Origin of the sequence: Shewanella sp. Iso12 (assembly GCF_012030025.1) — a bacterium.
GTDB lineage: Bacteria > Pseudomonadota > Gammaproteobacteria > Enterobacterales > Shewanellaceae > Shewanella > Shewanella algae.
Genome location: NZ_JAAUHW010000045.1, coordinates 1 through 605 on the forward strand (window position 1 = coordinate 1; position 605 = coordinate 605).

General features: G+C 54.4%; 1 protein-coding gene. It reads left to right on the plus strand.

From position 1 onward, the window contains the following. Positions 1 to 334: type VI secretion system tube protein TssD (gene tssD, locus HCX89_RS22660; RefSeq protein ID WP_167717528.1), on the plus strand; the 334-nt coding region annotated here is incomplete at its 5' end. Positions 335 to 605: the final 271 nt, after the last annotated feature.

The window sequence follows — 605 nt, forward strand, 5'->3', positions numbered from 1 at the left end:
GCGGGTGCACAAGCCGTTCAAGTTCACCGTGGCGCTGAACAAGGCGGTGCCTTTGATGTACAACTCGCTGTCATCCGGTGAGAAGCTGAACAAGGTTGAGCTGAAGTGGTACCGCACCTCTATCGAGGGCAAGCAGGAGCACTTCTTCACTACCAAGCTTGAAGGTGCGACGATAGTGGACATCAACTGTCACATGCCACACTGCCAGGACCCGAACAAGGCGGATTTCACCCAATTGGTTGAGGTGTCAATGGCCTATCGCAAGATAGACTGGGACCACGTGAGTGCCGGTACTTCAGGTGCGGATGACTGGCGCAAGCCCATCGAAGCCTGATAGTGTGTGTCAGCCACCGCCTTGCGGTGGCTGTTTGCCATTGGGGTGTTTTCTGGCGGGGACGTCAACTGACAGTGTAAACGGTTGATTGAGAGCCAGTGAGCAGGCCAATGGCTTTTGGTGCAATTCGGCTAAACGAACATTCAACAGACATTCGAGTCAATCGCATTTAGACCAAGAGCAAAACGGCACTCAGCGAGCGGAGCTCAACGCCTTCCCCTAAAACAAGGGAAGCCGGGGCTCAGACAGCAAGAGCTCAGACAGCAAGAGT